We start from the raw sequence: 25736 nt of genomic DNA, 5'->3' as shown, positions 1-25736 counted from the left end.
TTCACCTCACAGCCATCACCACCCATGAACGGTCTCATGCAGCAGCACCCGCTGCTCATCTCCTCGCTGCTGATCCACGCCGAACGCCACCATGGGGCGCAGGAGATCGTTTCCCGCCGTGTGGAGGGCGACATCCACCGCACCACCTATGCGGCGCTGGCCGCGCGTTCGCGCCGCATGGCGAAGGCCATGGCGGCGCTGGGTGTGCGCGACAGCGACCGCGTGGCCACGCTGGCCTGGAACGGCTACCGCCACATGGAGCTGTACTACGCCGTCAGCGGCATGGGTGCGGTGCTGCACACGCTCAACCCGCGCCTGCACCCTGACCAGGTCGTGTGGATTGCCGACCACGCCGAGGATCTGGTTTTGTGCTTCGACCTCACCTTCCTGCCGTTGGTGCAGGCGGTGGCCGGCCGCCTGAAGACGGTGAAGCACTTCGTGCTGATGGCCGACCGCAGCCACATGCCGGCCGAAGCCAAGATCCCCGGCCTGCTGTGCTACGAGGACTTGATCGACGCCCAGGACGATGCCTACATCTGGCCGCAGCTCGACGAAAACCACGCCAGTTCGCTGTGCTACACCAGCGGCACCACGGGCAACCCCAAGGGGGTGCTCTACAGCCACCGCAGCACGGTGCTGCATGCCTTCGGCGCCGCGCTGCCCGACGCGCTGAACTGCTCCAGCCGCGACGTCATCCTGCCCGTGGTGCCGATGTTCCACGTCAACGCGTGGAGCCTGCCGTACGTGGGCTGCATGGTCGGCAGCAAGCTGGTGTTCCCCGGCGCCGGGCTGGACGGCAAGAGCCTCTACGAGCTTTTCGAGTCGGAGAAGGTCACCTGCTCGGCCGGCGTGCCCACCGTCTGGCAGGGCCTGCTGGCCTACGTGGAAGCCAACGGCCTGAAGTTCAGCACCATGAACCGCACCGTGATCGGCGGCTCGGCCTGCCCGCCGGCGATGATCCGCACCTTCCAGGAAAAATACGGCGTGCACGTGCTGCATGCCTGGGGCATGACCGAGATGAGCCCGCTGGGCACGGTGTGCAGTTTCCGCAACAAGCACCTGGCGCTGAGCGACGAGGAGCGCCTGGCGCTGCAGACCAAGCAGGGCCAGGCCATCTTCGGCGTCGACATGAAGATCGTGGACGGCGATGGCAAGGAACTGCCCTGGGACGGCCAGGCCAGCGGCGAACTGTTGGTGCGTGGCCCGTGGATCATCGAGCAGTACTTCAAGGGCGAGGGCGGCGACCCGCTGGTCGACGGCTGGTTCCCCACCGGCGACGTGGCCACCATCGACCCCGACGGCTACATGCAGATCACCGACCGCAGCAAGGACGTCATCAAGTCCGGCGGCGAGTGGATCGGCTCCATCGATCTCGAGAACATCGCGATGGCACACCCGGCCGTGGCCATGGCTGCCTGTATCGCCGCGAAGCACCCCAAGTGGGACGAGCGCCCGCTGCTGGTGGTGATGAAGAAGCCCGGCGCCGAGGTGACGAAGGCCGAGCTGCTGGCTTTCTACGAGGGCAAGATCGCCAAGTGGTGGACGCCGGACGACGTGGTCTTCGTCGATGCGATCCCGCTCGGTGCGACCGGCAAGATGCAGAAGAACAAGCTGCGCGAGCAGTTCAAGGACCACGCGCTGCCGACGGCCTGACCGCGGCGCGTTGAATCAGAAACGGGGGCAGCGGCCAATACCGCTGCCCCCGTTGTCATGGGGCGCCGCCTGCGGCGCTCAGAACGTGATCTGCTCGCCCGGCTGCGGCACGACCACGCGCACGCCGCTGCCTTCCATGCCCTTGGCGAAGTCCTCGGGCTTGCCGGCCAGGATGGGGAAGGTGCCGTAGTGCATGGGCAGCGCGTACTTCGGCTTGATGTACTCGCGCACCGCCAGCGCACCCAGGTTGGCGTTGATGGTGAAGTTGCCGCCGATGGGCAGCAGCACGAGGTCGGGCTTGTAGACCTCGCCGATCATGCGCATGTCGCCGAACAGGCCGGTGTCACCCGTGTGGTAGATCTTGAGGCCGTTCTCCAGCTCCACGATCCAGCCCACCGGCTCGCCGCCCGGCAGGATCTGCGTCTTGCCGGTGGCCAGGTCCTGCCAGCGGAACTCCGAGCTGTGCTCGGCACGCACCATGTGCAGCTTGATGTCCGGGCCGATCGGCGAAACCACGCCGCTCTTGTTCATGCCCGGGGCACGGTCGGCCTCGATCAGGCCCAGCGAGGCCATCGTGCCGCCCAGGCCCGGCGGCATGTAGAGCTTGGTGTCGTTGAGCTTGGCCAGTTCGGCCGCGTCGGCCACGTGGTCGAAGTGGGCGTGCGTGACCAGCACCACGTCCACCTTGCCCAGCGCCTTCAGGTCCTTGAAGGCGGCCGGCGTCTTCGGGTTGGTCTTGAGCCAGGGGTCGATGACGATGACCTTGCCGGTGGGCGAGGTGATCTTGAAGGTGGCCTGGCCCAGCCAGAGCACCTCGACCTTGCCCGTGCCCTGGGCGAAGGCCGGTGCGGTGGTCAGTGCAGCGGCGGCGGCCAGCGCGGTCAGGAAACGGCGCATCGGGGACTACTCATGGTTCGTTGAAACCGGGCATTCTTCGGTTGAACCGAGCGGTCATCCGGCCCGCCGCGTATTGACCTTGCGCACAGTCGGGTCACCGCGCGCGGCGTGTCGGCAGTGGCCAGCGCGCCGGCACCGTGCGACGATCACGGGGCCGTCATGCCCGCCGGCCACCCTGCGCCATCACACCACGCCCCGGCCTGGGCCAGGGTGTCCAGGAGACACGCGCCATGCAGCCAGCCCCGTCGTCGCGGCCCGATGAACCCTGCCGCCGGACCTACGCCATGGTGCTCGCTGGCGGGCGCGGCAAGCGCCTGGGGCCGCTGACCGACCGCCGCGCCAAGCCGGCCGTGCCCTTTGCCGGCAAGCTCGAGATCATCGACTTCGCGCTGTCCAACTGCGTCAACGCCGGCATCCGCCACATCGGCGTGCTCACGCAGTACAAGGCGCAGAGCCTGATCCGCCACCTGGAGCGTGGCTGGGGCTTCCTGGCCGCGACGCTGGGCGAGTACGTGGACGTGGTGCCGGCCCAGCAGCAGGTGGGCGAGGCCTGGTACGCCGGCACGGCCGATGCCGTGGCGCAGAACGTCGAGCTGATCCGCGAGGCCGACGCGCGCTGGGTGCTGGTGCTTGCCGGCGACCATGTCTACAAGATGGACTACGCGGTGATGCTGGCCGATCACGTGGCCAGTGGCGCGGCGGTCACCATGGCCTGCATCGACGTGCCGCGCCACGAGGCCTCGGCCTTCGGTGTGCTGCAACTGGCCGAGGATGGCAGCGGCCGGGTCGCGGCCTTCGCCGAGAAGCCGTCGGACCCGGCGCCGCTGCCGGGCCGGCCCGACCGCGCCCTGGCCAGCATGGGCGTCTACGTCTTCGACGCCGACCTGCTGCTGGCCGAACTGGCCCGCGACGCCGCCGACCGCACCTCCAGCCACGACTTCGGGCACGACCTGCTGCCGGCGCTGGTGGCGCGCGGCCTGGTGCACGTGCACGACTTCGCGCGCAGCTGCGTCAACACCACGCCGCAAGGTCCCTACTGGCGCGACGTGGGCACGGTGGACGCCTACTACGCCGCGAACATGGACCTGGTGCAGGTGCAGCCGCAGCTCAACCTCTACGACGACGACTGGCCCATCCTCAGCCAGCAGCGTCAGCTGCCGCCGGCCAAGTTCGTCTTCGACGAGCTGGGCGGCCGCTGTGGCCAGGCCCTGCAGTCGCTGGTGGCCAGCGGCTGCATCGTCAGCGGGGCGCTCGTGCGGCGCTCGATCCTGTTCTCCAAGGTGCATGTCGACGAAGGCAGCGCCGTCGAGGACAGCCTGCTGCTGCCCAACGTGCGTTGCGGCCGCGGCGTGCGGCTGCGCCGGTGCATCGTCGACAAGCATTGCCGGCTGCCCGACGGCTTCACGGCCGGCCTGGACCCCGACAGTGACCGCGCGCGCGGGTTCTTCGTGACGCCGGGCGGGGTGACGCTGATCACGCCGGAAATGATCGGGCAGGCGGGGCGCGTCGGCTGATCAGGTCACCGGCGCCGGGTTGAACAGCACCAGGTCGTTGGCCAGGCCGTGGCGCTCGGCCCAGGTACGTTCACCGCTGGCCACGGCCAGCAGCTGCTCGAACATGGCCTGGCCGGCCTGTGCGATGGTCCACTGGCCGTTGGCGATGCGGCCGGCGTCGAAGTCCATCAGGTCGTGCCACTGGCGGGCCAGTTCACTGCGCGTGGCCACCTTCAGCACCGGGCAGGCTGCCAGGCCGTAGGGCGTGCCGCGGCCGGTGGTGAACACGTGCAGGTTCATGCCGGCGGCCAGCTGCAGCGTGCCGCAGATGAAGTCCGACGCCGGCGTGGCGGCGTAGAACAGGCCGCGCCGACCGGCCAGGTGCTCGCCCGGCGACAGCACGCCGTCGATCGGCCGGCTGCCACTCTTGACGATGGAGCCCATCGCCTTCTCGACGATGTTCGACAGCCCCCCGGCCTTGTTGCCCGGCGTGGTGTTGGCGCTGCGGTCCACGCCGCCGCGGGCGAGGTAGGCGTCGTACCAGGCCATCTCGTCGACGATGCGCCGGGCCACCTCGGGCGTGCGGGCGCGGGCCGTGAGCTGCTCCACCGCGTCGCGTACCTCGGTGGTCTCGCTGAACATCACGGTGGCGCCGGCACGCACCAGCAGGTCGGTGCAGGCACCCACGGCCGGGTTGGCGGTGACGCCGCTGAAGGCGTCGCTGCCGCCGCACTGCATGCCCACGACCAGTGCGCTGGCGGGCACGGTCTCGCGCCGGCGCGCGTTCAGCCGCTGCAGGTGCGCTTCTGCCTGCTGCAGGATGCGCGCGGTCATCGCAGCGAAGCCGTCCTCGTCCTGCAGCCGCACGTGGTGGGCGGCCAGCCCATCGGCGATGGCGATGCTGCCGGGTGGGAACAGGCGCTCGGGCTGCAGCTTCTCGCAGCCCAGCGAGACCAGCATCACCTCGCCGCCGAAGTTCGGGTTCTTCGCCAGGTGGCGCAGCGTGCGGATGGGGATCTCCGCGCCCGGCGCGTCGATGGCCACGCCGCAGCCATAGGCGTGGGTGAGCGCCACCACGCCGTCGACGTTCGGGTAGCGCGGCAGCAGCTCGCGGCGGATGCGTTCCACCGCCGCGTCCAGCACGCCGGCCACGCACTGCACGGTGGTCGATACCGCCAGCAGGTTGCGCGTGCCCACGCTGCCGTCGGCGTTGCGGTAGCCCTGGAAGGTGTAGCCGTCCAGCGGCGCGGCGTCCGGCAAGGGCGCGGTGGCCATCGGCAGGCCGCCGAGTGCACGGGCCTCGGGCATCGTGAGCAGGCGTTCGTGCACCCAACCGCCGGCGCCGATGTCGCGGTTGGCGAAGCCGATGGGGATGCCGTAGCGCCGCACAGGCTCGCCCACGCGCACGTCGCGCAGCGCCACCTTGTGCGCCTGCGGCAGCTTCTCCTGCAGCACCAGGCCACCGGGCAGCACGGTGCCGGCGGGCAGGCCACCGGGGTTGCCGACGATGGCGACGTTGTCGTCCGGGTGCATTCTCACCAGGACCGGCACCAGCACCGGCATGGACGGTGGTGTCGTCACGCCACCGCCCCGCGCGCGTTCACGTGCAGCGCGTACAGCGAATGGCTGGCCGCCATGAACAACCGGTTGCGCTTGGGCCCGCCGAAGCACAGGTTGGCGCAACGCTCGGGCAGGTGCACGTGCAGCAGTGGCCGGCCTTCGGGATCGTAGACGCGCACGCCGTCCAGGCCGTCCGGGTCGGTGCCGACGGAGCCGTCGCTGCCGAAGCCGCACCAGACGTTGCCGGCCTGGTCCACGGCGATGCCGTCATAGGCGCCGGGGCCCTGGGCACTGACGTACAGGCGCTTGTTCTTCAGCGTGGCGCCCACCACGTCGTAGGCCCAGATCACGCGGTGCGGTTTCGCGCGGCTCTCCACCACGTACATCACCGTCTCGTCGGGGCTGAAAGCCAGGCCGTTGCTGCCCTGCAGGTCGTCCAGCACCATCGTCAATTCGCCGCTGGCGGGGTCGATGCGGTAGACGCCGTGCGGCAGTTCCGGCGTGGCCGGTTCGCCTTCCCACCAGCCCAGGATGCCGAACGGCGGGTCGGTAAACCAGATGGCGCCGCGGTGCTCGCCCTGCATCTGGCAGACGATGTCGTTGGGCGAGTTCAGGCGCTTGCCCTGGTACTGCTCGGCCAGCACGGTGATCCGGCCGTCGTGCTCGGTGCGCGTGACGCGGCGCGTGCCATGCTCACAGGCCAGCAGGCGCCCCAGGTGGTCACGGGCCAGGCCGTTGGCGTGGTTCGACGGGGCGCGGAAGGTGCTCAGCGCACCATTGCAGTCGTCCCAGCGCAGGATGCGGTTGTTGGGGATGTCGCTGAACAGCAGGTAGCGCCCGTCGCCGAACCACACCGGGCCCTCGGCCCAGTAGAAGCCGCGCGCCAACTGCTCCACGGTGCCGGACATCAGGCGCAGGGCCAGACCGCGCTCGTCCAGGATCTCGATGCGCGGGTCGGGCAGGCGGGTGCTGGGGGTGAAGGGCAGGGTGGGTCCGGTGTCCATCGGGGGGCGCTCCATGAGGTCAGGGGATGCCGGCGGCCCGGTGCGGCGGCTCGGCGCGGCGGCGGGTCGACCTGGCGGGTGTCAGAACGGCCCCTGGGTCACGAAGGCACCGCCCTGGAAGCGCGCGGCGGGCAGGGTCGGGTCGACGATGCCCTGGCGGGCCTCGATGGCGGCGCGGAACTGCTCCGAGCTGTCCTGTGGCTGGTAGCCCAGGTGCGATGCGCTGCGGTTGTCCCACCAGACCAGCCGGTTGTCGGACATGCCGTAGACCACGCTGTGCCCCACCACCGGGGCCGTGAGTGCCGCGGTCACCAGGCGTTCCAGGTCGTCGAAGCTCAGCCAGGTGGCCAGCATGCGGCGGTCGGCGGGTTTGGCGAAGCTCGAGCCGATGCGCAGGCTCACGGTTTCGATGCCCCAGCGGTCGAAGTAGAACTGCGCCAGGTTCTCGCCGAAGGCCTTGGACAGGCCGTAGTAGCCGTCGGGCCGGGGTGCGGCCTGCGGCGAGATCGTCTCGCCCTGCGTGTAGAAGCCGGTGACGTGGTTGGAACTGGCGAACACCACGCGCCTGCAGCCGTGCACACGGGCGCCTTCGTAGACATGGTAGGCGCCGAACAGGTTGGGGCCGGCGATGTCCTCGAAGCTGTGTTCCGTGGAGATGCCACCCAGGTGCACCACGGCGTCCACCCCGTCCAGCAGGGCCATCGTGGCCGCCTTGTCGGCCAGGTCCGCCGGGCGGAGTTCCTCGCCCGGGCCGGCGGGGTCCATCGGCGCCACGTCGCTCAGGCGCAGCTCAGCGCAGAGCGACTTCAGCCGCGGCCGCAGCACACGGCCCAAGTGGCCGGCGGCGCCGGTGAGCAGCAGGCGGTGGAAGCGCAGGGTGGTGGTCATGGCGGAACGAAGCCGAGGGCTGACGTTGCAGTTGGTGTTGCGCGAGGTGATAGGTTGTCGTACAACTCGGCCCATTCTTGGTGCCGCCCTGTCGCCTGTCAAGCGCGGTGCCGGCGGGTTCATTCTGGCCATGCAGACCTCTCCTCTCCGACGACCGCGCACCCTGGCGCAAGGCCTGGTCGAGCAGCTCTCGGCACAGATCCGCGACGGCCGGCTGGCACCGCACACCAAGCTGCCCACCGAGGGCCAGGTGATGCAGGCCTACGGCGTCAGCCGCACCGTGGTGCGCGAGGCACTCTCGCGCCTGCAGGCCGCCGGCCTGGTGGCCACGCGCCATGGCATCGGCACCTTCGTCGTCGGCCCCGGGGCGGAGCCGGCCTTCAGCCTGGGCCCGCGGCAGCTGGAGACGCTGCGCGACGTGATCGCAGTGCTGGAGCTGCGCCTCGGTGTCGAGACCGAGGCCGCAGGCCTTGCCGCACAGCGCCGCACCGCCGACAACCTGGCGGTGATGCGCGCGGCGCTGGACGAATTCGCCGACGCGGTCGAGGCCGGCCGCGACGCGGTGGCGCCCGACGCCCGCTTTCACGGCGAGATCGCACGTGCCACGCAGAACACGCATTTCTCGGCGCTGATGGCCACCTTCGGCGCGCGCATCATCCCGCGCGCACGGCTGGAATCGCAGGGCGACGCCGATGGGGCGTCGGTGCCACCTGGGCCCGTGGACCCATCGCGGCGGGCCTACCTGCGGCGCGTGAACGCGGAACACGAGAGCATCTTCGACGCCATCGCCCGCCAGGACGCCGATGGCGCCCGGGCCGCGATGCGCACCCACCTGGTCAACAGCCGCGAACGTCGGCGGCGCTCTGCCGCCGGTGAAATGGGATAGTTGTACGATGACTTGGCGCCGGTGTCCGTTCGAGCCCGCCGAACCCCAATCTGCCACGAGGAGACCGTCCCGATGAGAGAGAACCGCCTGCGCACGCTGTGGGCCCAGGATCAGGCCGCCGTCAACGGCTGGCTGGCGGTGCCCAACGGCTTCAGCGCCGAGGTCATGGCGCACCAGGGCTGGGACACGCTGACCATCGACCTGCAGCACGGCGTGGTGGACTATCAGGCCATGGTGGGCATGCTTCAGGCCATCAGCACCACGCCCACGGTGCCCATCGTGCGCGTGCCCTGGCTGGAGCCGGGCATCGTGATGAAGGCGCTGGACGCGGGTGCGTATGGCGTGATCGCGCCCATGGTCAACACCGCCGACGACGCGGCGAAGCTGGTGGCCTGGACGCACTACGCGCCGCAGGGCACGCGCAGCTTCGGCCCGGTGCGTGCGCTGCTCTACGGCGGCGCCGACTACCCCGCGCACGCGAACCAGACCGTGGTGGCCTTTGCGATGATCGAGACGGCGCAGGCGCTGGACAACCTGGACGCCATCCTGTCGGTGGAAGGGCTGGACGCGATCTACATCGGTCCGTCCGACCTCTCGCTGGCGCTCGGCTGCAAGCCGGTGTTCGACGATGTCGAGCCCAAGGTGCAGCAGGCCATCGACCACATCGTCGCGCGCGCCACTGCCCATGGCGTCAAGGCCGGCATCCACAACGGGCGGCCCGACGTGGCCCTGGCCCGCATCGCCAAGGGCTTCCGCTTCGTCACCGTGAGCTCCGACGCGCGCATCCTGGCCGCCGGCTCACAGGAACTGCTGGGCGCGATGCGGAGGCCCGCGTGACGCGAGCGCCGCTGGGTGGGTGCCGCGGCCGCAGTGCGTCGTGCTGAAGGTGGCGCCGTGAGCCCGGTCCCCGACCCCACCGCCGAGCCGCGGGCCTTTCTGCGCGCGCTCTACGACGCCGCCGTGCGCCGCGCGCTGCCGGGCGAGGTGATCGGCGGCTTTCTGCCGCCGCCGCCGGCCCAGGGCCGCACGCTGGTCATCGGCGCCGGCAAGGCCGGTGGCGCCATGGCCGCGGCGTTGGATGCGCTGTGGCCGGCCGATGCACCATTGTCGGGCCTGGTCATCACGCGCTACCACCACGTGCCGCCGGCCTACGCCGCCCGGCCCGGGCGGATCGAGGTGGTCGAGGCGGCGCATCCAGTGCCCGACGCGGCCGGCCTGCAGGCGGCGCAACGCATGCTGGCGCTGACCGATGGGCTGACCGCCGACGACCTCGTGATCGCGCTCATCTCCGGCGGCGGCTCCGCCCTGCTGACGCTGCCCGACGCGCGCCTGGACCTGGCCGAGAAGCAGCGCATCAACCGCGAACTGCTGGCCAGCGGCGCGGCCATCGGCGAGATGAACTGCGTGCGCAAGCACCTCTCGGCCATCAAGGGCGGGCGGCTGGCGGCCCGCTGCGCGCCGGCGCGGTTGCTGACGCTGCTGATCTCCGACGTGCCGGGCGACGACCCCGCCGTCATCGCCAGCGGCCCCACGGTGCCGGACGACACCACCTGCGCCGATGCGCTGGCGATCCTGGATCGCTACCGCATTGCCGTCTCGCCGGCGGTGCGGCAGGCGCTGGAATCCGGTGCGCTGGAAACGCCCAAGCCCGGTGACCCGGTGTTCGCCGGGCAGACGGTGCAGCTGATCGCCACGCCGCAGCAGAGCCTGGAGGCGGCCGCGGCGCTGGCCGCGCATGCTGACCTGCCGGCCTTCATCCTGTCCGACGAGATGGAAGGCGAGAGCCGCGAGGTGGGCAAGGTGCATGCAGCGCTGGCCCGTGCGGTGGCCCGCCGGGGCGCACCCTTTCCGCGGCCCTGCGTGGTCCTCTCCGGGGGCGAGACCACCGTCACCGTGCGCCATCCTGGCGGCCGGGGCGGGCGGGCGGGCGAGTTCCTGCTCGGCTGCACCATCGCACTCCAGGGCGAGCCGGGTGTGCACGTGCTGGCAGCGGACACCGATGGCATCGACGGTTCGGAGGGCAACGCCGGGGCGCTGGCCGGCCCCGACACGCTGGCCCGTGCCGCCGCGCTGGGGCTCGACGCCCAGCGCCTGCTCGACCACCACGACAGCTTCGGCTTCTTCCAGGCCCTGGGCGACCTGGTGACGCCGGGCCCGACGTTCACCAACGTCAACGACTTCCGCGCGCTGCTGATCCTGTAACGATTCGCCCGCCCGCACTGTCGCGCCGTGTTGACATGGCGCAAGACGCAACCCGGCGGCGTTGGCGACATTCGGACCCATACAACGCTGGTCCGGTCATGAACGCCATCGCCCCCTCCCTCGAAGCCCTGGCACCCGCCCGCGGCACCGTGCAGGTGCCGTGGCCGGCCCTGCTCGGCTCCCTCTCCGCCCAGGATGCCGACGCGCTGGAGCGCTTGGCGCAGGCCCGCCACGTCGCCGAGGGGCGCCGCATCTTCTCCCGTGGCGACACGGCGCACGCGGTCGTCGCCTTGCTGGACGGTCAGGCGGCATCCGGCTGGTGGCACGCCGAACGTGGCCTGACCGCCGAGCGGGTGCTGCACGCGCCGGGCTGGCTGGCGCTGGCCGGGCCGTGGGTGCATGGCCAGCACGGTTGCGACGCGGTGGCGCAGTCGCAGGTGCTGCTGGTGGAGTTGCCGCTGGATCCGCTGCGTGCGGTGCTGGCCCGTCACCCGATGCTGGCGCTGCGCTTCAGCGACGCGCTGGCGCGCGAGGTCGGCCGGCTCGAGTCGCGCCTGCACGAACTGATGCACAAGGATGCCGGCGCGCGTCTGGCGGCCTGGATCTGCGCCCAGTTCGCCGGCCGCGCCCAGCCGTCGGTGCTGCGCCTGGCCGAGCGCAAGCGCGACATCGCCTCGCAGCTGGGCATGACGCCGGAGACGCTGTCGCGCCTGATGCGCAGCCTGTCCGACCGCGGGCTGATCGCCGTCAGCGGCTACACGCTGCGCGTGCTCGATCCACAGGGGCTGCGCGGGCTCGCCGGCGCCTGACCGCACGGGCGCCTACGGCGCCCCCCGATTCCGCACGCGTCGGTCGAAACTGCCGCCGCTTGCCTGCGGTCAATCCGTTCGGGTTGCCCCGGCTTGTCGTGTACTGAACGCGGGTTGATAGTCAACCCCTATCCCGGCCCTTTTTGGAGCGTCCGGGTGGTTCGGACCACGACACGGAGACAAGCCATGAGCCAAAACGATTCCACCCGCACCCCGGCTTCCCGTCGGCGCTTCTTGGGTGCCGCCGTCAGCGGTGCCGCCGGTGCCGCGGCGATGACGGCGCCGATGATCTCGGTGGCGCAGAGCCCCATCGTGCTGAAGATGCAGGGCGCCTGGGGCGCCAAGGACATCTTCAACGAGATGGCGCAGGAGTACGTCACGCGCGTCAACGAGATGGCCGGCGGCCGCCTGCGCATCGATTACCTGATCGGAGGTGCGGTGGTCAAGCCCTTCGAGGTCATGGACGCCACCAGCAAGGGCGTGCTCGACGCCTGCCACGGCGTGCCGGTGTACTGGTACGGCAAGAGCAAGGTGGCCTCGCTGTTCGGCTCCGGCCCGATCAACGGCTGCGACGCGCCGCAGACCCTGGCGTGGATCTACCGCGGCGGCGGCCTGGAGCTCTACAACGAGCTGCTGAAGAAGCTCAACCTCGACGTCGTGGGCTACTTCGCGATGCCCATGCCCACGCAGCCGCTGGGCTGGTTCAAGAAGCCGATCACCAATGCCGACGGCCTCAAGGGCCTGAAGTACCGCACCGTGGGCCTGGCGGCCGACCTGATGCAGGAACTCGGCGTGCGCGTGACGCAGCTGCCCGGCGGCGAGATCGTGCCCGCCATGGACCGTGGCGTGATCGAGGCCTTCGAGTTCAACAACCCCACGTCGGACCGCCGCTTCGGCGCCCAGGACGTGGCCAAGAACTACATGATGGGCTCGTTCCACCAGGCCATGGAGTTCTTCGAGATCGCCTTCAACAAGAAGAAGCACGACGCGCTGCCCAAGGACCTGCAGGCCATCCTGCGCTACGCCGCCGAGGCTGCGTCGTCGTCGAACTGGTGGACGGCGATGGACAACTACTCGCGCGACCTGGACGAGCTGATCAACAAGGACAAGGTCAGCGTCACGCGCACGCCGAAGTCCATCTTCGAGGCCCAGATCAAGGCCTGGGACACGGTGACCGCCCGCCTGTCGGCCGAGGACCCGTTCTTCAAGAAGGTGGTCGACAGCCAGCGCGCCTGGTCCAAGCGCGTGGCCAAGTACATGTTCCTCAACGAGGCCGATTACCTGGTGGGCTACGAGCACGTGCACGGCAAGATCCCGGGCATGAGCTGATCGTGAACCGGTCCCCCGGCGTGCCGACAGCGGCGCGCACCGGGGGATGGACGGGAGGCCCGCATCGGGCCTCTTTTTTTGCCGGAGGCCATCGCCATGATCCGCGGCGTCATCAAGACCATCGACCTGCTCAACAAGTCCGTTGGCCACGCCTTTGCGTGGTGCATCGTGATCCTCGTGCTCGGCGTGAGCTACGAGGTCTTCGTGCGCTATGTGCTCAACGATCCGACGAGCTGGGCCTTCGACTTCAGCTACATCCTCTACGGCGCGCTGTTCCTGATGGCCGGGGCCTATACGCTGTCGCGCGGCGGGCACGTGCGGGCCGACATCTTCTACCGCCGCTGGCCGGTGCGTTTCCAGGCCGGGCTGGAACTGGTGCTCTACATCCTGTTCTTCTTCCCCGGCGTGCTGGCGCTGGTGATCGCCGGCTGGGGTTACGGCCACGAGGCCTATGCGATCAAGGAGGTCAGCGTCAACAGCCCGGTGGGTGTGCCGGTGTGGCCGCTGAAGCTGCTGATCCCGGCCGCCGGCGTGCTGCTGACGCTGCAGGGCATCGCCGAGGTGCTGCGCTGCGTGCTCTGCCTGAAGGAAGGCAGCTGGCCGGCCCGGCTGCACGACGTGGAGGAGATGGAGGACGCGATGAAGCACGGCCACCCGGCCGGGGCGCCCGCTGGCCATGACGAAGGAGCCCGGGCATGACCGATCCGCAGATCGCCCTGCTGATGCTGGGCCTGTTCATCTTCATCATCCTGCTCGGCTTCCCGATCGCCTTCACGCTGATGGCCATGGGCGTGGGCTTCGGCTTCTACGCCTACTTCCAGGCCGACCAGAGCTTCTTCGACAACCGCGTCTTCTACCTGCTGAGCCAGAACACGTTCAGCGTGATGAACAGCGACATCCTCGTCGCCATACCGCTGTTCCTGTTCATGGGCTACATGATCGAACGGTCCAACATCCTGGACCAGCTCTTCATGAGCCTGCAGGTGGCCTTCCGCCGCGTGCCCGGCGCGATGGCGCTGGCCGCACTCGTCACCTGCGCGCTGTTCGCCACTGCCACCGGCATCGTCGGCGCGGTGGTCACGCTGATGGGCCTGCTGGCCTTTCCGGCCATGCTCAAGGCGCGCTACGACACGCAGATCTCGGCCGGCGTCATCTGCGCCGGCGGCACGCTGGGCATCCTGATCCCACCGTCGATCATGCTCATCGTCTATGGCGCCACGGCCGGTGTGTCGGTGGTGAAGCTGTACGCCGCGGCGCTGATCCCCGGTTTCCTGCTCGCCGGCCTGTACATGTTCTACGTCGTCACCCGCGCGCTGATGAACCCGAACCTGATGCCCAAGCTGCCGAAGGACGAGGCTGGCGGCCTGGGCTTCATCGAGGTGCTGGTTCTGCTGGCCAAGGCCTTCCTGCCGCTGGCCGCGCTGATCATGTCGGTACTCGGTGCCATCCTCTTCGGCCTGGCCACGCCCAGCGAGGCCGCGGCCATCGGCGCGCTGGGCTCGGTGCTGCTGGCCGTCGCCTACCGGGCCATGAGTTGGCAGAAGCTGCGCGAGGCCGTGTACCTGACCGCACGCACCAGTGCGATGGTCTGCTATCTCTTCGTCGGCTCGTGGCTGTTCTCTTCCATCTTCAGCTACCTGGGCGGCGAGCACGTCGTCAAGGAGTTCGTGCTCGGGCTGGACCTGAACACCGTGACCTTCCTGCTCCTGACGCAGCTGATCATCTTCATCCTCGGCTGGCCGCTGGAATGGAGCGAGATCATCATCATCTTCGTGCCCATCTTCCTGCCGCTGCTGGAGCACTTCGGCGTCGACCCCATCCTGTTCGGCATCCTGATCGCGCTGAACCTGCAGACCTCGTTCCTGACCCCGCCGATGGCCATGTCGGCCTACTACCTCAAGGGCGTGGCGCCACCGCAGGTGCAGCTGGCGGCCATCTTCAAGGGCTGCCTGCCATTCGTATCCATGGTCTTCATCGCGATGGCCGCCGTGTACATCGTGCCGGGCACCGTGACCTGGCTGCCGGAGCTGCTGTACAGCCGCTGACAATGCCCGCATGACGATGGACCCCGACACCCTGGCGGCACTGCCCGCCACCGACGCCACGGCGCGCATGCAGGCCGGCGAGTTCTCTGCCGCCGACTATGCACGTGCGCTGCTGGCCCGCGTGCACGCGGTCAACGGCCAGGTGCAGGCCTGGGCCCACCTCGACCCGGCGCATCTGATCCGCCAGGCCGAGGCGGCCGACGAGGCGCGTGCCGCCGGCGAAGCCTGCGGGCCGCTGTTCGGCCTGCCCGTGGGCGTCAAGGACATCATCGACACCGCCGACATGCCCACCGAGGACGGCACCGTGCTGCACGCCGGCCGCCAGCCGCACGACGACGCCTTCATCGTGCGCGCGATGCGCGCCGCCGGTGGCCTGGTGATGGGCAAGACGGTGACCACCGAACTGGCCACTTACGCGCCGGGCAAGACGCGCAACCCGCACAACCCCGCGCACACGCCGGGCGGGTCCAGCAGCGGCTCGGCCGCCGCGGTGGCGGCGGGCATGGTGCCGCTGGCCATCGGCACGCAGACCAACGGTTCGGTGATCCGGCCTGCGGCCTTTTGCGGCGTGGTCGGCTACAAGCCCAGTGCCGGCCTGGTGCCCCGCACTGGCGTGCTGACGCAGTCGCCGGCCTTCGACGCCGTGGGGGTGTTCGGCCGCAGCGTGGCCGACGTGGCGCTGCTGGCGCAATGCCTCGCGGGCCACGATCCGCAGGACCCCGCCACCCGCCCACGCGCCATGCCGCCGCTGCTGGCCACGGCACGCGCCGAGGTGCCGCTGCCGCCCACGCTGGCCTGGGTGGCCACGCCCTTCTGGGACCGCGTGGCGCCCGATGCACAGGCGGCCTTCGGCGAGCTGGTGGACCTGGTGGCCGGCCGCATCGCGCCGTTCGAGCTGCCGGCCACCGCGGCCGACGCCGTCGGCTGGCACAAGCTGGTGATGGAAGCCGAGATCGCGGGGTCGTTCGAGGCGGAGTACGAGCGTGGGCGCGACCAGCTCTCGGCGTCGCTGCAGGCGCAGATCGAGCGTGGCCGCGCCGTCACCGCCGTCGCGCACCGTCAGGCGCTGGCGCGCGTGCCGCTGCTGCGCGCGGCGCTGGACGACGTGTTCGACCACTTCGATGCCTTCGTCACCCCGGCCACCCTGGGCACGGCGCCCGAGGGCCTGGCCAGCACCGGCGACCCCATCATGTGCACGCTCTGGACTTTTCTCGGCCTGCCGGCGGTGACGCTGCCGCTGCTGCACGGCGAGAACGGCCTGCCGCTGGGCGTGCAGCTGGTGGGCCGCCATGGCCAGGACGCCGCGCTGCTGCGAACTGCGCAGTGGCTCACCGACACCGTCAACGCCGCTGCAGCGGCCGACGCATGAGGAGAACCCGACGATGAAACTGGTCTTCGGCCTGCTGGGCGCGGTGATGGTGGTGGCCTTCCTGGCCGCCTTCATCCTCAAGGTCAAGGAACCGGCGATGACGGCGGTGGCGGTGATCGGCGTCGTGATGATGCTGATCGACCTCTGGCAGGCGCGCAACGAAGCCGACGTCTGACCGGCGTAGCATGACCCTCCACAGGAGGTGCATGCCATGTCATCCGGCCGGATCCTCGTCGCGCAGGGCGGCGGCCCCACGGCGGTCATCAACCAGAGCCTGGTCGGCGTCGTCCTCGAGGCGCGACGCTTCCAGGCCGTCACCCGGGTCTATGGCGCGCGCCATGGCGTGCGCGGCATCGTCGACGAGGACTTCCTGGATCTGACGCAGGAGACCAGCCACAACCTCGAACTGGTGGCCGGCACACCCTCGTCGGCGCTCGGCAGCACGCGCGACAAGCCCGACCTGGCCTACTGCCAGGAGATCTTCCGTGTGCTGCGTGCGCACGAGATCGAGCACTTCTTCTACATCGGCGGCAACGACTCGTCGGACACGGTGCGCATCGTCGCCGAGCAGGCGCAGGCTGCCGGCTACCCGCTGCGCGCCATCCACATCCCGAAGACGATCGACAATGACCTGGTCGGCAATGACCACACGCCAGGCTACCCCAGCGCGGCGCGTTTCGTGGCCCAGGCCTTCGCCGGCGCCAATCTGGACAACGCGGCACTGCCCGGCATCTACGTCGGCGTCGTGATGGGCCGCCACGCCGGTTTCCTCACCGCGGCCAGCGCCCTGGGCAAGAAGTTCGCGGACGACGGGCCGCACCTGATCTACCTGCCGGAACGCACCTTCGACATCGACGCCTTCCTGCGCGACGTGAAGGCCACCCACGAGCGACTGGGCCGCTGCGTGGTGGCCGTCAGCGAAGGCATCCACGACGCCTCGGGCACGCCGATGGTGGTGAAGCTGGCGCAGCAGGTGGAGCACGATGCGCACGGCAACGTGCAGCTCTCCGGCACCGGCGCGCTGGCCGACCTGCTGTGCGAGGAGATCAAGAGCAAGCTCAAGATCAAGCGCGTGCGCGGCGACACCTTCGGCTACCTGCAGCGCAGCTTCGTCGGCTGCGTCAGCGACGTCGACGCGCGCGAGGCCCGCGAGGTCGGCGAGAAGGCGGTGCAGTTCGCGATGTGGGGCGAGCCCCAGGGCCTGGGCAGCGGCTCGGTGGCCATCCAGCGCACCGGCTTCTACTCGGCCGACTACGCGCTGCTGCCGCTGGACGCCGTGGCTGGCAAGACGCGCACGATGGAGGACCACTTCATCGCCGACAGCGGCACCGACATCACCGACGCCTTCCGCCTCTACCTGCGCCCGCTGCTCGGCACCGGCATGCCCGATGCCTATCGGCTGCGTGGTGTACCGGTGCCGCGCATCGGCGGCTGACTGTGCTACATTCGGGCCACAACGTGCATCTCGTGGCGACACCGGGATGCACCGAGATCGAGGTTTGATCTCCCTTCCAAGGCCAGCGCCGGTTCGTCCCCCAACGTGCTCCCGCTGGTTGCCTGAGGTCCGCAGCGAGTACCCCTGCCGACCCCCCGCCGGATCGAGACCATCCGCTGCCCGCGCAGTCCCTGCGCATTTCCGTTCCGATTCCGGTTCGACCCTGCCGCAGCCTGCCCGAGAGCAGGCACCGGCCCCTGAAAGACAGTCATCGCAAGTTCTCTCCAAGTCGGGAAGTACCTGATCTCCCCGATCATCCGCACGCTCGGCCCCGACCGCTGGTCCGCCGCCGTGTCCATCCGCTCCGGCCGCGGCAGCATGACGCACGACCGCGTGATGCGCCTGCAACCGGTGTTCGGCAACCGCGACGACGCGGCCCGCCACGCCACTGAACACGGTCTGGCCTGGATCGATGCGGCCGGTGCCGCACCGATGCCGAGCCTGGCCACACCATGACCCACACCGCCGCATCGGCAGGCCAGGCCTGCCCCCATGCGCGCGGCGTGCCCCCGACCTCAGTTTCCCGATTCGGAAGACTGCTGGACCGCGCCGGCCATCCGACATTTGGCCGACGCATTTTTTGACCCCTCCGATCAAGGAAATCAAGACATGAGCACCGAAACTGGCACCGTCAAGTGGTTCAACGAAGGCAAGGGCTTCGGCTTCATCGCCCCGGACAACGGCGGCAAGGACCTGTTCGCCCACTTCAAGGAAATCCAGGGCACCGGCTTCAAGACGCTGCTGGAGAACCAGCGCGTCGAATTCGAGGTGGTGCAGGGCCAGAAGGGCCCGCAGGCCTCGAAGATCCGGGTTCTTTGATCCCGATCTCCGACCGGTCCCTCGCCGGCGTGCCGGCGTGAAGGACCTGCAGGAAGCCACCGAGCGCATCTGCGAACTCAAGGGTTCGCAGATCGCGCTCGACGCCCTGCTGACGTCCGTGCTGCTCGCGCTGCCGGACGACCAGAAACGCGCCGTCCTGGCGCGTTTTGCCGTGCATGCCGAGGTGGCACGCACGGTGATGCTGCACGAGCCGATCTCCGAGCTGACGCTCGGCGCCTTCGAGCACGACGTGCGGCGCTTCGCGGCGCTCGGCCCGCCGGATTGACCGGCCGCCGGCGCCCGCCGGCCTCAGCTTCAGCCTCAGCGCCTCAACGGTGCTGGTCCACCAGGATCGGGTTCCCGTCCGGGTCCTGCAGCGTGAAGAACGCCGGCCCGCTGCCGGCCTCGTCCGCTTCCTCCAGCACTTCCAGCCCTGCGTCCTTCAACCGGCGCTGCCACTTGCGCACGTCGGTGAACGGGTCGACGTTCTGCGCGTCGGCGTCCCAGCCCGGGTTGAAGGTGAGGATGTTCTTCTCGAACATGCCCTGGAACAGGCCGATCAGCGTCGGCCCCTGTTTCATGATCAGGTAGTGGTGTTCGGCGTTGCCGCCGAAGACCGTGAAGCCAAGCTTCTCGTAGAAGGCGCGCGATGCGTCCAGGTCCTTGACGGCGAGGCTGATCGAGAACTGACCGAGGCTCATGGGGCACTCCCCTCCATGGTGGAGGCCCCACGCTAACCGCGCTCGGCACCGTGCACAAGTGTCGACGGCGGCGCCTGGGCACGGCCACCGGCACCGCCCGACGGACCTGTCCGTGCGGTACCGTCGGCGAAGTCCCACCGGGTTTGATGGCCGGCAAGTTGCCGCGCAGGCAGGTCCGCACAATCGTCTGACCGTGGCGCGTGAAGGATCCGCGATGAAGAAGCTCTGGTGGCTGTGCGGCCTGTGGGTCGCGTGCCTGTGGCCGGCCCATGCCGCCCTCGCCGACGAAATCGCGTGGCGCGCCACATCGGTTCAGGGGCCGCGTCAGCCCGGGCTCAACACGCGGCTGGGCGTGGCCATCTTCGCCAACGGCGAGACAGCAACCACCGTGCGCCAGGTGCGGCCTGCGGCACCGCCGGCGGACGGCCGCCTGGACATCCTGGTCGAGGCCGAGTACCGCTTCGCTGATGGCTCCACGCTGCGCATGGACAGCCGCGAGACCATTGCGCTGACGCCGGCGATGACGCACGCACCCGGCGAATGGCGCGGCGAGGGCCGCATCGTGTCGGGCAGCGGCCGTTACGCCGGTGCGTCGGGCAGCTTTCGCTTCCGTGCGGTGATGGGTCTGGACGCAGCAGCCGACGGCATGCTGGGCGACGCGTTCCTGCAAGGGCAGGGCAGCCTCAGCCTGCTGCCCCGCTAGCCTTGCGTGACGGCGCCCCGGCCGGATCCAGCGCCAGCAGCTGCGCCACCGCGCCGACCGCCAGCACCGCCGGTTCCTTGCCGTGCACACCCGGCAGTCCGATGGGGCAGGTCAAGCGCGCCAGCACGTCGGGCGCGATCCCGCGCGCCTCGAACCGATGCATGAAGCGGGCTCGCTTGGTGGCCGAGCCGATCAGGCCCAGGAAGCCGAAGTCGCCGCGCCGCAGGATGGCCTCGGTGATGCGCAGGTCGAGGTCATGGCTGTGCGTCAGCACGAGGAAGGCACAGCCCGGCGGCGCCGTCTCGACTTCGGCCTCTGGCGCGTCGACGCAGCGGACATCGACGTGCGGTGCCACCGCTGGCGGAAATTCGGCGTCTCGGGCGTCGACCCAGTTGACCGTGCAGTGGATGTCTGCGAGCACCCGCACGATGGCACGGCCCACGTGACCGGCGCCGTACAACTGCAGAACGAAGCGTGGCGGTGGCGAGGTCCACAGCGCCGGTGCAGCGTCGGCCAGCGGTGTGAAACGCAGGGTCAGCGTCCCACCGCAGCACTGGCCAAGCGCAGGCCCCAGGGCCACCCGCCAGTCACCTTGACGGCCGACACGTGCCTGGGCGATCGCCTGCCACTCCAGGTGGCCGCCACCGATGGTTCCCACCACCGCTTCGGCGGCCACCAGCATGCGCGTGCCCGTCTCGCGCGGCACACTGCCGGCATGGTCGACGATCTCGACCACGGTGGCAGGCCGGCCTGCACCGGCCCAGTCGAGGGCAATGGCGATGAGCTCGGGCGGCGTGATGGCAGGCTGCACGCGGCCGATTCTGGCCGACCAGCGAGACAACCCGGCGCCATCGATCCGCCGGGCACGAGACACCGGGTCCGCCGCAGCCGATCACCCTGCGGTGCGCACGGTACCCGGGTCGCCGTGCCAGGAGGGCCGGCCGCGCCGGCCTAAGGTCTAGTGGCTGGCCGTTGCAAAACGCTCGGCGCCCGCCAAGGCGCCGGATGCAACGTGCAGCCACCGCTGCCGCTGCGATGAAGAAATGACAAAGGCCTGGCCATAGAGTTGAGGGCCGTAGCGGTACATCTGAAGCGCCAGGCGTGCCGCCTCTGCTTCTCCAGCATCGGCCTGCCGGGCCCACAGGGCGTACGCCAAGGCGTAGTGCCCCCGCTCGTAGGCGTCCAAGGCGTTGCTCGATTCCGCCTCGGACGTGGCGGCGTGCAGCGGGCCGGTTATCAGGATCACGAGTGCGCCGAGCGTGGCGTGGAAGGTGCTCATGGTGTGCTCCAGTCGGGGAGGATTCGGGGTCGGTCTGCAGTCCGCCGTCTGGCGGGCCGTGGTTGGGATCCTGCGGCGAACCTGGGCCGCTGGTGCAGCACCGTTCAATAGTGAACATGTCGTCCGCGCACGCTACAGTGGTTCCGCCAGCGAATTGACGGTGAGGTGGCTTGTGCAGGGCATGACCGTGGACGATGCGGCTTTCCTCCTGGAACTGGCGCGCCTGGGCGAGACCCGCAGTTGGGAGGCCGGCGTCGACGTCGTCCGCGAAGGTGATCCGGCCGACAGCATGTACCTGATCCACGAGGGCGAACTGCGTGTCGTCGTGGCCGGTGACGGCGGGCGGACCGTCGAGTTGACCACGCTGCACGCTGGCGAGTTCTTCGGTGAGCTGATGCTCAGCGGGGATCGGCGATCGGCCACCGTGCAGACGGTCCAGCGCTCATGGCTGACGCGAGTGAGCGCGACCGAGGTTCAGATACTTCTGGCCAGCCGACCCGATCTGGGGCTGCGCCTGCTGCAGGCCCTGGGCCGCAGGGTGCGCACACTCACCCGCACGGTGCGCAACCTGGCCTCCGCCAGCGTCTACGGGCGCCTGGTGGGCTTGTTCGACACCCTGGCGGTGGATATCGACGGTCAGCGGGTGGTGCCCGGGCCGCTGAGTCAGCAGCGCATTGCCGAACGCGTCGGTGCGTCCAAAGCGATGGTCAACAGGCTGCTGCAGGACCTCGAACGCGGAGGCTACGCCCAGGTCACCCGCGACCGCATCGTGCTGTTGAAGCGGTTGCCCTCACGTTGGTGACGCCGATGAGCCAGATGCGCGAAGTGCCGCCAGCGCCTCCATCACTGCCTCCGGCGTCGCCGGCGCCTGCAATGGCGGCAGGCAGCCGGACTCACCGGTGCTGGCCACCGCATCGCGGATGGCCAGGAACACGCTGAAGGGCAGCAGGATCGGCGGTTCGCCCACTGCCTTGCTGCGGTGGATGCTGTCGGCCGGGTTGTCGGCCTCGTAGAGCGCGACGTTGAACACCGGGGGGCAGTCGTTCGCGGTGGGGATCTTGTAGGTGCTCGGCGCGTGCGTGGCCAGCATCCCGGTCTGCGGGTGCCACACCAGTTCCTCGCTGGTCAGCCAGCCCTGGCCCTGGATGAAGGCGCCTTCGATCTGGCCGAGGTCGATGGCCGGGTTCAGCGAGCGGCCCACGTCGTGCAACACGTCGGCGCGCAGCACGCGGTGTTCGCCCGTCAGCGTGTCCACAACCACTTCGGCGACGGCTGCGCCGTAGGCGAAGTAGAAGAACGGCCTACCCTGCAGCTTGTCGCGATCCCAGTGCAGGCCGGGCGTGGCGTAGAAGCCGTCGCTCCACAGCTGCACCCGCGCCGCGTAGGCGGCCTGCACCAGTGCTGGCCAGGGCGCAGCGGCGTGCTGCGGATGCTCGCTCAGGAAGGCGTCCAGCCGCTGGCGAAGGGTGCGCGCGGCGGCCTGGGCCGCCTTGCCGTTGAGGTCGCTGCCGGTGCTGGCCGCGGTGGCCGAGGTGTTGGCCACCTTGTGTGTGTCGGTGGCCGTCACGCGCACGGCGTGCAGCGGCAGGCCGAGTTCGTGGGCCACCACCTGCGCCACCTTGGTGTTCAGGCCCTGGCCCATCTCGGTGCCGCCGTGGTTCACGAGCACGCTGCCGTCGGTGTAGACGTGCACCAGCGCGCCGGCCTGGTTGAAGTGGGCCACGTTGAAGCTGATGCCGAACTTCAGCGGCATCAGGCCCAGGCCCTTCTTCAGCACCGGGCTGCCGGCGTTGAACGTGTTCACCGCCGCACGGCGCTCGGCCCAGCGTGCGTCCCGCACCAGGCGCGCCACCAGGTCGTCGATGACGTTGTCCTCCACCACCTGGCCATAGGGCGTGACGTTGCGTTTGGCGCGGCCGTAGAAGTTGGCCTGGCGCACGGCCAGCGGGTCGCGGCCCAGCGCGCGCGCGATGTCGTCTAGCAGGCGTTCCACCGCAAACGCCCCCTGCGGCCCGCCGAAGCCGCGGAAGGCGGTGTTGCTCTGCGTGTTCGTCTTCGCGCAGTAGCCATGCAGCGCCACGTGCGGCAGCCAGTAGGCGTTGTCGAAGTGGCACAGCGCGCGCGTCATCACCGGCGCCGAGAGGTCGGCCGTGCAGCCGGCGTTGGCGATCAGGTCGGCCTCGACACCGAGGATGCGGCCGTCGTCGTCGAAGCCCACCGTCCAGTCGAACTCGAAGCCGTGTCGCCGGCCGGTGATCAGGAAGTCGTCGTCACGGTCCACGCGCAGCTTCACCGGGCGACCAAGCTTCACCGCCGCCACGCTGGCGAGCGCCGCGAACACGGCCGACTGGCTTTCCTTGCCGCCGAAGCCACCGCCCATGCGCCGGCAGGTCACCTGCACCCGGTGCTGCGCCCAGCCCAGCGCATGCGCCACCACGTGCTGCATCTCGGTGGGGTGCTGGGTGGAACAGTGCAGGTGCACCGTGGCGTCCTCCTGCGGCAGCGCATAGCTGATCTGCCCTTCCAGGTAAAACTGCTCCTGACCGCCGAGGCTGAAGCTGCCGGTCAGCTTGTGCGGGGCGGCAGCGATGGCCGCGGCTGCATCGCCGCGGGCCAGGTGCATCGGCGGCACCACGTACTGCTGCCGCGCATGCGCCTCGCGCGCCGTGAGCACCGGTGGCAGGGGCTCCGCACGGATCACGTCCTTCGCCCGTGCGGCGGCGCGGCGGGCGAGGTCGCGCGACGTGGCCACGACGAGGAACACCGGCTGGCCCAGGAAGTGCACCGTGTCCTCGGCCAGGATCGGGTCGTCGCGCACGATCGGGCCGCAGTCATTGCTGCCGGGGATGTCGGCCGCTGTCAGCACCGCCACCACCCCGGGCTGCGCCTGCAGCAGGTCGAGGTCCACGGCCAGCAGTCGGCCATGGGCCAGCGGCGAACACCCCACGGCGGCATGCAGCGTGCCGGCGACTTCCGGGATGTCGTCGATGTAGGTGGCCTGGCCGCGCACGTGCAGGTGCGCCGATTCGTGGGGCAGGGCGATGCCCACCTGCGGCGTGGCTGCCAGCGCCGATTCGCGCGGCACGTTCATGCGGGGACCTCCCACACCTGCGTGGCCGACGGCGCCAGCGGTGCATCGGGCCGCGTTTCCAGCCAGAAGCGTCGCAGCAGGGCACGCGCCGACCGCACGCGATAGCCGGCGCTGCCGCGCAGGTCGGTCATCGGCGTGTAGTCGCTGCCCAGCGCGCTGCAGGCGGCCTCCAGCGTGGCCTCGGTCCACGGCTGGCCGGTCAGCGCGGCCTCGGCCGCGCGCGCCCGCGCCACGGTGGCGGCCATGCCGCCGAATGCCACGCGGGCGGCGGTGACGCGCTCGCCGTCCAGCGTCACCGCCAGGCCGCACGCCAGGGCCGAGATGTCGCAGTCGAAGCGTTTGCTCAGCTTGTAGGCGCGCAGCCGCGTCGCCGGGCCCGGCAGCGGGACCTCGATGCGCCACAGCAGTTCACCCGGTTGCCGCAGGTTCTTCATGTAGCCCGTGTAGAAGCCATCGAGCGGCAGCGTGCGCTCGGCGCCCCCGTGGCGCAGCACGATACGGGCGTCCAGCGCCATCAGCACCGGTGCACTGTCGCCGATGGGCGACCCGTTGGCCAGGTTGCCGCCCATCGTGCCGGCATGGCGAACCGGGGGCGAGGCGAAGCGCAGCGCGTAGTCGCGCATCGGTGGCAGATGGGCCACCAGCGCGGCCCAGGCGTCCTCCAGCGCCGCACCGGCACCGATGTGCAGCACGCCTTCGGTTTCCGTGATGGCCTTGAAGCCGGGCACGGCGCCCACGCTGATCAGCAGCGGCAGCGGCCGGAACTGCTTGTTGGCCCACAGGCCGATGTCGGTGCTGCCGGCCAGCACCGTGGCCTGCGGGTGGGTCGCGGCGGCGTCGGCCAGGGCGTCAAGGCTGCGCGGCGCCAGGAAGCGGCTGTCGGCGCCGGTGGCCGGGTCGGGCGCACGGTAGGCCAGTGGCGGGTCGGCCCGCAGGGTCTGCAGCGCCGCCACGGTGGCGTCGTCGTCGTTGACGGCCGGGGCGGGCAGGGCGTACATGGCCTCACCCGCATCCAGGATGGGCCGGTAGCCCGTGCAGCGGCACAGGTTGCCCGCCAGCGCGTCGGCGAGCTCGCGGCGGCTGGGCGGGTCGGGCCGGTTCGCGTGCAACGCGGCCAGCGAGACCACGAAACCCGGCGTGCAGAAGCCGCACTGCGAGCCGTGGTGCTCGACCATGGCGCGCGGCGCCGGGTGGTCGGCGGGCAGATCCTCCACCGTGCGCAGCGCGCGGCCGTCGAGCGTGGGCAGGAACTGCAGGCAGGCGTTGACGGTGCGCCAGCGCACCGTGCCGCCATCGTCCAGGTCGCCCACCATCACCGTGCAGGCGCCGCAGTCGCCCTCGTTGCAGCCTTCCTTGGTGCCGGTGCGGCCGGCGTGTTCACGCAGCCAGGCCAGCACCGTGGTGGTGGCGGGCAGCCCTGCCACCTCGACGATGGCCCCTCGGTGGACGAAGCGGATCGGGCGTTCGGTCAAGCCTTCGGTCATGCACGTACCCATGCAAGCGCAATGCCCGA

At 70.1% G+C, this 25736-nt stretch carries 26 protein-coding genes; 16 read left to right on the top strand and 10 right to left on the bottom strand.

The annotated features are described in order from the left end of the window. The first annotated feature begins 24 nt into the window (after positions 1-24). Positions 25-1653, top strand: coding sequence for a 3-(methylthio)propionyl-CoA ligase (locus ENE75_RS19865; RefSeq protein ID WP_128200088.1), 1629 nt, complete (start codon positions 25-27; stop codon positions 1651-1653). A gap of 78 nt (positions 1654-1731) precedes the next feature. Here the strand turns inward: ENE75_RS19865 and ENE75_RS19860 are convergent, their stop codons facing one another. Then, a complete protein-coding gene (locus ENE75_RS19860) occupies positions 1732-2550 on the bottom strand; it encodes a metal-dependent hydrolase (RefSeq protein WP_128200087.1) in 819 nt (272 codons plus the stop codon). A gap of 230 nt (positions 2551-2780) precedes the next feature. Here ENE75_RS19860 and glgC point away from each other — a divergent pair, with 230 nt between their 5' ends. Next, positions 2781-4064, top strand: a complete 1284-nt coding sequence (glgC, locus tag ENE75_RS19855) for a glucose-1-phosphate adenylyltransferase (protein ID WP_128200086.1) — start codon at positions 2781-2783, stop codon at positions 4062-4064. On the opposite strand, the gene garD is transcribed toward glgC, so the two are convergent. The 3 genes from garD to ENE75_RS19840 form a co-directional block, all read right to left on the bottom strand. After that, positions 4065-5606, bottom strand: coding sequence for a galactarate dehydratase (gene garD / locus ENE75_RS19850; protein WP_128200085.1), 1542 nt, complete (start codon positions 5604-5606; stop codon positions 4065-4067). A gap of 14 nt (positions 5607-5620) precedes the next feature. After that, positions 5621-6607 (bottom strand): SMP-30/gluconolactonase/LRE family protein, encoded by a 987-nt coding sequence (locus tag ENE75_RS19845; RefSeq protein ID WP_233259184.1) that lies wholly within the window; start codon positions 6605-6607, stop codon positions 5621-5623. A gap of 81 nt (positions 6608-6688) precedes the next feature. Continuing rightward, the gene (locus ENE75_RS19840; protein WP_128200083.1) at positions 6689-7495 is read right to left on the bottom strand and encodes an NAD-dependent epimerase/dehydratase family protein; all 807 of its coding nucleotides are present in this window, start codon (positions 7493-7495) and stop codon (positions 6689-6691) included. 130 nt (positions 7496-7625) lie between these two features. Here ENE75_RS19840 and ENE75_RS19835 point away from each other — a divergent pair, with 130 nt between their 5' ends. The 12 genes from ENE75_RS19835 (at position 7626) to cspE (ending at position 18449) form a co-directional block, all read left to right on the top strand. Next, entirely contained in the window at positions 7626-8381 is a 756-nt protein-coding gene (locus ENE75_RS19835; protein ID WP_128200082.1) for a FadR/GntR family transcriptional regulator, read from the top strand. 72 nt (positions 8382-8453) lie between these two features. Beyond that, positions 8454-9218 (top strand): HpcH/HpaI aldolase family protein, encoded by a 765-nt coding sequence (locus tag ENE75_RS19830; RefSeq protein WP_128200081.1) that lies wholly within the window; start codon positions 8454-8456, stop codon positions 9216-9218. 57 nt (positions 9219-9275) lie between these two features. Next, positions 9276-10583, top strand: coding sequence for a glycerate kinase type-2 family protein (locus ENE75_RS19825; RefSeq protein WP_128200080.1), 1308 nt, complete (start codon positions 9276-9278; stop codon positions 10581-10583). Positions 10584-10681: 98 nt separating this feature from the next. Then, positions 10682-11392: a Crp/Fnr family transcriptional regulator gene (locus ENE75_RS19820; RefSeq protein ID WP_128200079.1), complete on the top strand. Its 711-nt coding sequence runs from the start codon at positions 10682-10684 to the stop codon at positions 11390-11392. Between the two features lie 186 nt (positions 11393-11578). Continuing rightward, positions 11579-12721: a TRAP transporter substrate-binding protein gene (locus ENE75_RS19815; RefSeq protein ID WP_128200078.1), complete on the top strand. Its 1143-nt coding sequence runs from the start codon at positions 11579-11581 to the stop codon at positions 12719-12721. Positions 12722-12817: 96 nt separating this feature from the next. Further along, positions 12818-13420, top strand: a complete 603-nt coding sequence (locus tag ENE75_RS19810) for a TRAP transporter small permease subunit (protein WP_199232369.1) — start codon at positions 12818-12820, stop codon at positions 13418-13420. Continuing rightward, positions 13417-14766, top strand: a complete 1350-nt coding sequence (locus tag ENE75_RS19805) for a TRAP transporter large permease (RefSeq protein ID WP_128200077.1) — start codon at positions 13417-13419, stop codon at positions 14764-14766. The genes ENE75_RS19810 and ENE75_RS19805 overlap by 4 nt, the downstream gene beginning before the upstream one ends. 10 nt (positions 14767-14776) lie before the next feature. Continuing rightward, entirely contained in the window at positions 14777-16135 is a 1359-nt protein-coding gene (locus tag ENE75_RS19800; protein WP_128200076.1) for an amidase, read from the top strand. A gap of 13 nt (positions 16136-16148) precedes the next feature. After that, complete coding sequence (locus ENE75_RS24915) at positions 16149-16310, top strand: hypothetical protein (RefSeq protein ID WP_158289018.1); 162 nt, start codon at positions 16149-16151, stop codon at positions 16308-16310. A gap of 36 nt (positions 16311-16346) precedes the next feature. Then, on the top strand, positions 16347-17570 hold the full coding sequence (locus ENE75_RS19795) for a 6-phosphofructokinase (RefSeq protein WP_128200075.1): 1224 nt from the start codon (positions 16347-16349) through the stop codon (positions 17568-17570). 270 nt (positions 17571-17840) lie between these two features. Beyond that, a complete protein-coding gene (locus ENE75_RS19790; protein WP_128200074.1) occupies positions 17841-18086 on the top strand; it encodes a DUF6566 family protein in 246 nt (81 codons plus the stop codon). A gap of 153 nt (positions 18087-18239) precedes the next feature. Further along, positions 18240-18449 (top strand): transcription antiterminator/RNA stability regulator CspE, encoded by a 210-nt coding sequence (gene cspE, locus ENE75_RS19785; protein WP_128200073.1) that lies wholly within the window; start codon positions 18240-18242, stop codon positions 18447-18449. Here the strand turns inward: cspE and ENE75_RS26000 are convergent. Together ENE75_RS26000 and ENE75_RS19775 are read right to left on the bottom strand one after the other, a co-directional pair. After that, the gene (locus ENE75_RS26000; protein ID WP_510645186.1) at positions 18361-18657 is read right to left on the bottom strand and encodes a hypothetical protein; all 297 of its coding nucleotides are present in this window, start codon (positions 18655-18657) and stop codon (positions 18361-18363) included. The genes cspE and ENE75_RS26000 overlap by 89 nt on opposite strands. Before the next feature lie 121 nt (positions 18658-18778). Next, positions 18779-19150 carry a VOC family protein gene (locus tag ENE75_RS19775; RefSeq protein WP_128200071.1) on the bottom strand — a complete coding sequence of 124 codons (372 nt, stop codon included), beginning with the start codon at positions 19148-19150 and terminating at the stop codon, positions 18779-18781. Between the two features lie 214 nt (positions 19151-19364). On the opposite strand from ENE75_RS19775, the gene ENE75_RS19770 reads away from it, so the two are divergent. Beyond that, entirely contained in the window at positions 19365-19853 is a 489-nt protein-coding gene (locus ENE75_RS19770) for a hypothetical protein (protein WP_128200070.1), read from the top strand. Here the strand turns inward: ENE75_RS19770 and xdhC are convergent. Then, positions 19834-20664 carry a xanthine dehydrogenase accessory protein XdhC gene (gene xdhC, locus ENE75_RS19765; RefSeq protein WP_233259182.1) on the bottom strand — a complete coding sequence of 277 codons (831 nt, stop codon included), beginning with the start codon at positions 20662-20664 and terminating at the stop codon, positions 19834-19836. The genes ENE75_RS19770 and xdhC overlap by 20 nt on opposite strands. A 147-nt stretch (positions 20665-20811) precedes the next feature. Then, entirely contained in the window at positions 20812-21132 is a 321-nt protein-coding gene (locus ENE75_RS19760) for a hypothetical protein (RefSeq protein WP_128200069.1), read from the bottom strand. On the opposite strand from ENE75_RS19760, the gene ENE75_RS19755 reads away from it, so the two are divergent. After that, a complete protein-coding gene (locus ENE75_RS19755; RefSeq protein ID WP_128200068.1) occupies positions 21113-21934 on the top strand; it encodes a Crp/Fnr family transcriptional regulator in 822 nt (273 codons plus the stop codon). The genes ENE75_RS19760 and ENE75_RS19755 overlap by 20 nt on opposite strands. Here ENE75_RS19755 and xdhB read toward each other — a convergent pair. Continuing rightward, positions 21923-24223, bottom strand: coding sequence for a xanthine dehydrogenase molybdopterin binding subunit (xdhB, locus tag ENE75_RS19750; RefSeq protein WP_128200067.1), 2301 nt, complete (start codon positions 24221-24223; stop codon positions 21923-21925). The genes ENE75_RS19755 and xdhB overlap by 12 nt on opposite strands. Beyond that, complete coding sequence (gene xdhA, locus ENE75_RS19745) at positions 24220-25707, bottom strand: xanthine dehydrogenase small subunit (RefSeq protein WP_128200066.1); 1488 nt, start codon at positions 25705-25707, stop codon at positions 24220-24222. The genes xdhB and xdhA overlap by 4 nt, the downstream gene beginning before the upstream one ends. Positions 25708-25736: the final 29 nt, after the last annotated feature.

Source organism: Rubrivivax albus (assembly GCF_004016515.1).
GTDB classification, from domain to species: domain Bacteria; phylum Pseudomonadota; class Gammaproteobacteria; order Burkholderiales; family Burkholderiaceae_C; genus Rubrivivax; species Rubrivivax albus.
Note: the sequence above shows the minus strand (reverse complement) of the source record. Positions and strands in the feature narration are given on the sequence as shown.

Coding starts and splice junctions, on each gene's coding strand:
- ENE75_RS19865 (WP_128200088.1), top strand. CDS start 25: ATGAACGGTCTCATGCAGCAGCACCCGCTGCTCATCTCCTCGCTGCTG.
- ENE75_RS19860 (WP_128200087.1), bottom strand. CDS start 2,550: ATGCGCCGTTTCCTGACCGCGCTGGCCGCCGCCGCTGCACTGACCACC.
- glgC (WP_128200086.1), top strand. CDS start 2,781: ATGCAGCCAGCCCCGTCGTCGCGGCCCGATGAACCCTGCCGCCGGACC.
- garD (WP_128200085.1), bottom strand. CDS start 5,606: ATGCCGGTGCTGGTGCCGGTCCTGGTGAGAATGCACCCGGACGACAAC.
- ENE75_RS19845 (WP_233259184.1), bottom strand. CDS start 6,607: ATGGACACCGGACCCACCCTGCCCTTCACCCCCAGCACCCGCCTGCCC.
- ENE75_RS19840 (WP_128200083.1), bottom strand. CDS start 7,495: ATGACCACCACCCTGCGCTTCCACCGCCTGCTGCTCACCGGCGCCGCC.
- ENE75_RS19835 (WP_128200082.1), top strand. CDS start 7,626: ATGCAGACCTCTCCTCTCCGACGACCGCGCACCCTGGCGCAAGGCCTG.
- ENE75_RS19830 (WP_128200081.1), top strand. CDS start 8,454: ATGAGAGAGAACCGCCTGCGCACGCTGTGGGCCCAGGATCAGGCCGCC.
- ENE75_RS19820 (WP_128200079.1), top strand. CDS start 10,682: ATGAACGCCATCGCCCCCTCCCTCGAAGCCCTGGCACCCGCCCGCGGC.
- ENE75_RS19815 (WP_128200078.1), top strand. CDS start 11,579: ATGAGCCAAAACGATTCCACCCGCACCCCGGCTTCCCGTCGGCGCTTC.
- ENE75_RS19810 (WP_199232369.1), top strand. CDS start 12,818: ATGATCCGCGGCGTCATCAAGACCATCGACCTGCTCAACAAGTCCGTT.
- ENE75_RS19805 (WP_128200077.1), top strand. CDS start 13,417: ATGACCGATCCGCAGATCGCCCTGCTGATGCTGGGCCTGTTCATCTTC.
- ENE75_RS19800 (WP_128200076.1), top strand. CDS start 14,777: ATGACGATGGACCCCGACACCCTGGCGGCACTGCCCGCCACCGACGCC.
- ENE75_RS24915 (WP_158289018.1), top strand. CDS start 16,149: ATGAAACTGGTCTTCGGCCTGCTGGGCGCGGTGATGGTGGTGGCCTTC.
- ENE75_RS19795 (WP_128200075.1), top strand. CDS start 16,347: ATGTCATCCGGCCGGATCCTCGTCGCGCAGGGCGGCGGCCCCACGGCG.
- cspE (WP_128200073.1), top strand. CDS start 18,240: ATGAGCACCGAAACTGGCACCGTCAAGTGGTTCAACGAAGGCAAGGGC.
- ENE75_RS19775 (WP_128200071.1), bottom strand. CDS start 19,150: ATGAGCCTCGGTCAGTTCTCGATCAGCCTCGCCGTCAAGGACCTGGAC.
- ENE75_RS19770 (WP_128200070.1), top strand. CDS start 19,365: ATGAAGAAGCTCTGGTGGCTGTGCGGCCTGTGGGTCGCGTGCCTGTGG.
- ENE75_RS19760 (WP_128200069.1), bottom strand. CDS start 21,132: ATGAGCACCTTCCACGCCACGCTCGGCGCACTCGTGATCCTGATAACC.
- xdhB (WP_128200067.1), bottom strand. CDS start 24,223: ATGAACGTGCCGCGCGAATCGGCGCTGGCAGCCACGCCGCAGGTGGGC.
- xdhA (WP_128200066.1), bottom strand. CDS start 25,707: ATGACCGAAGGCTTGACCGAACGCCCGATCCGCTTCGTCCACCGAGGG.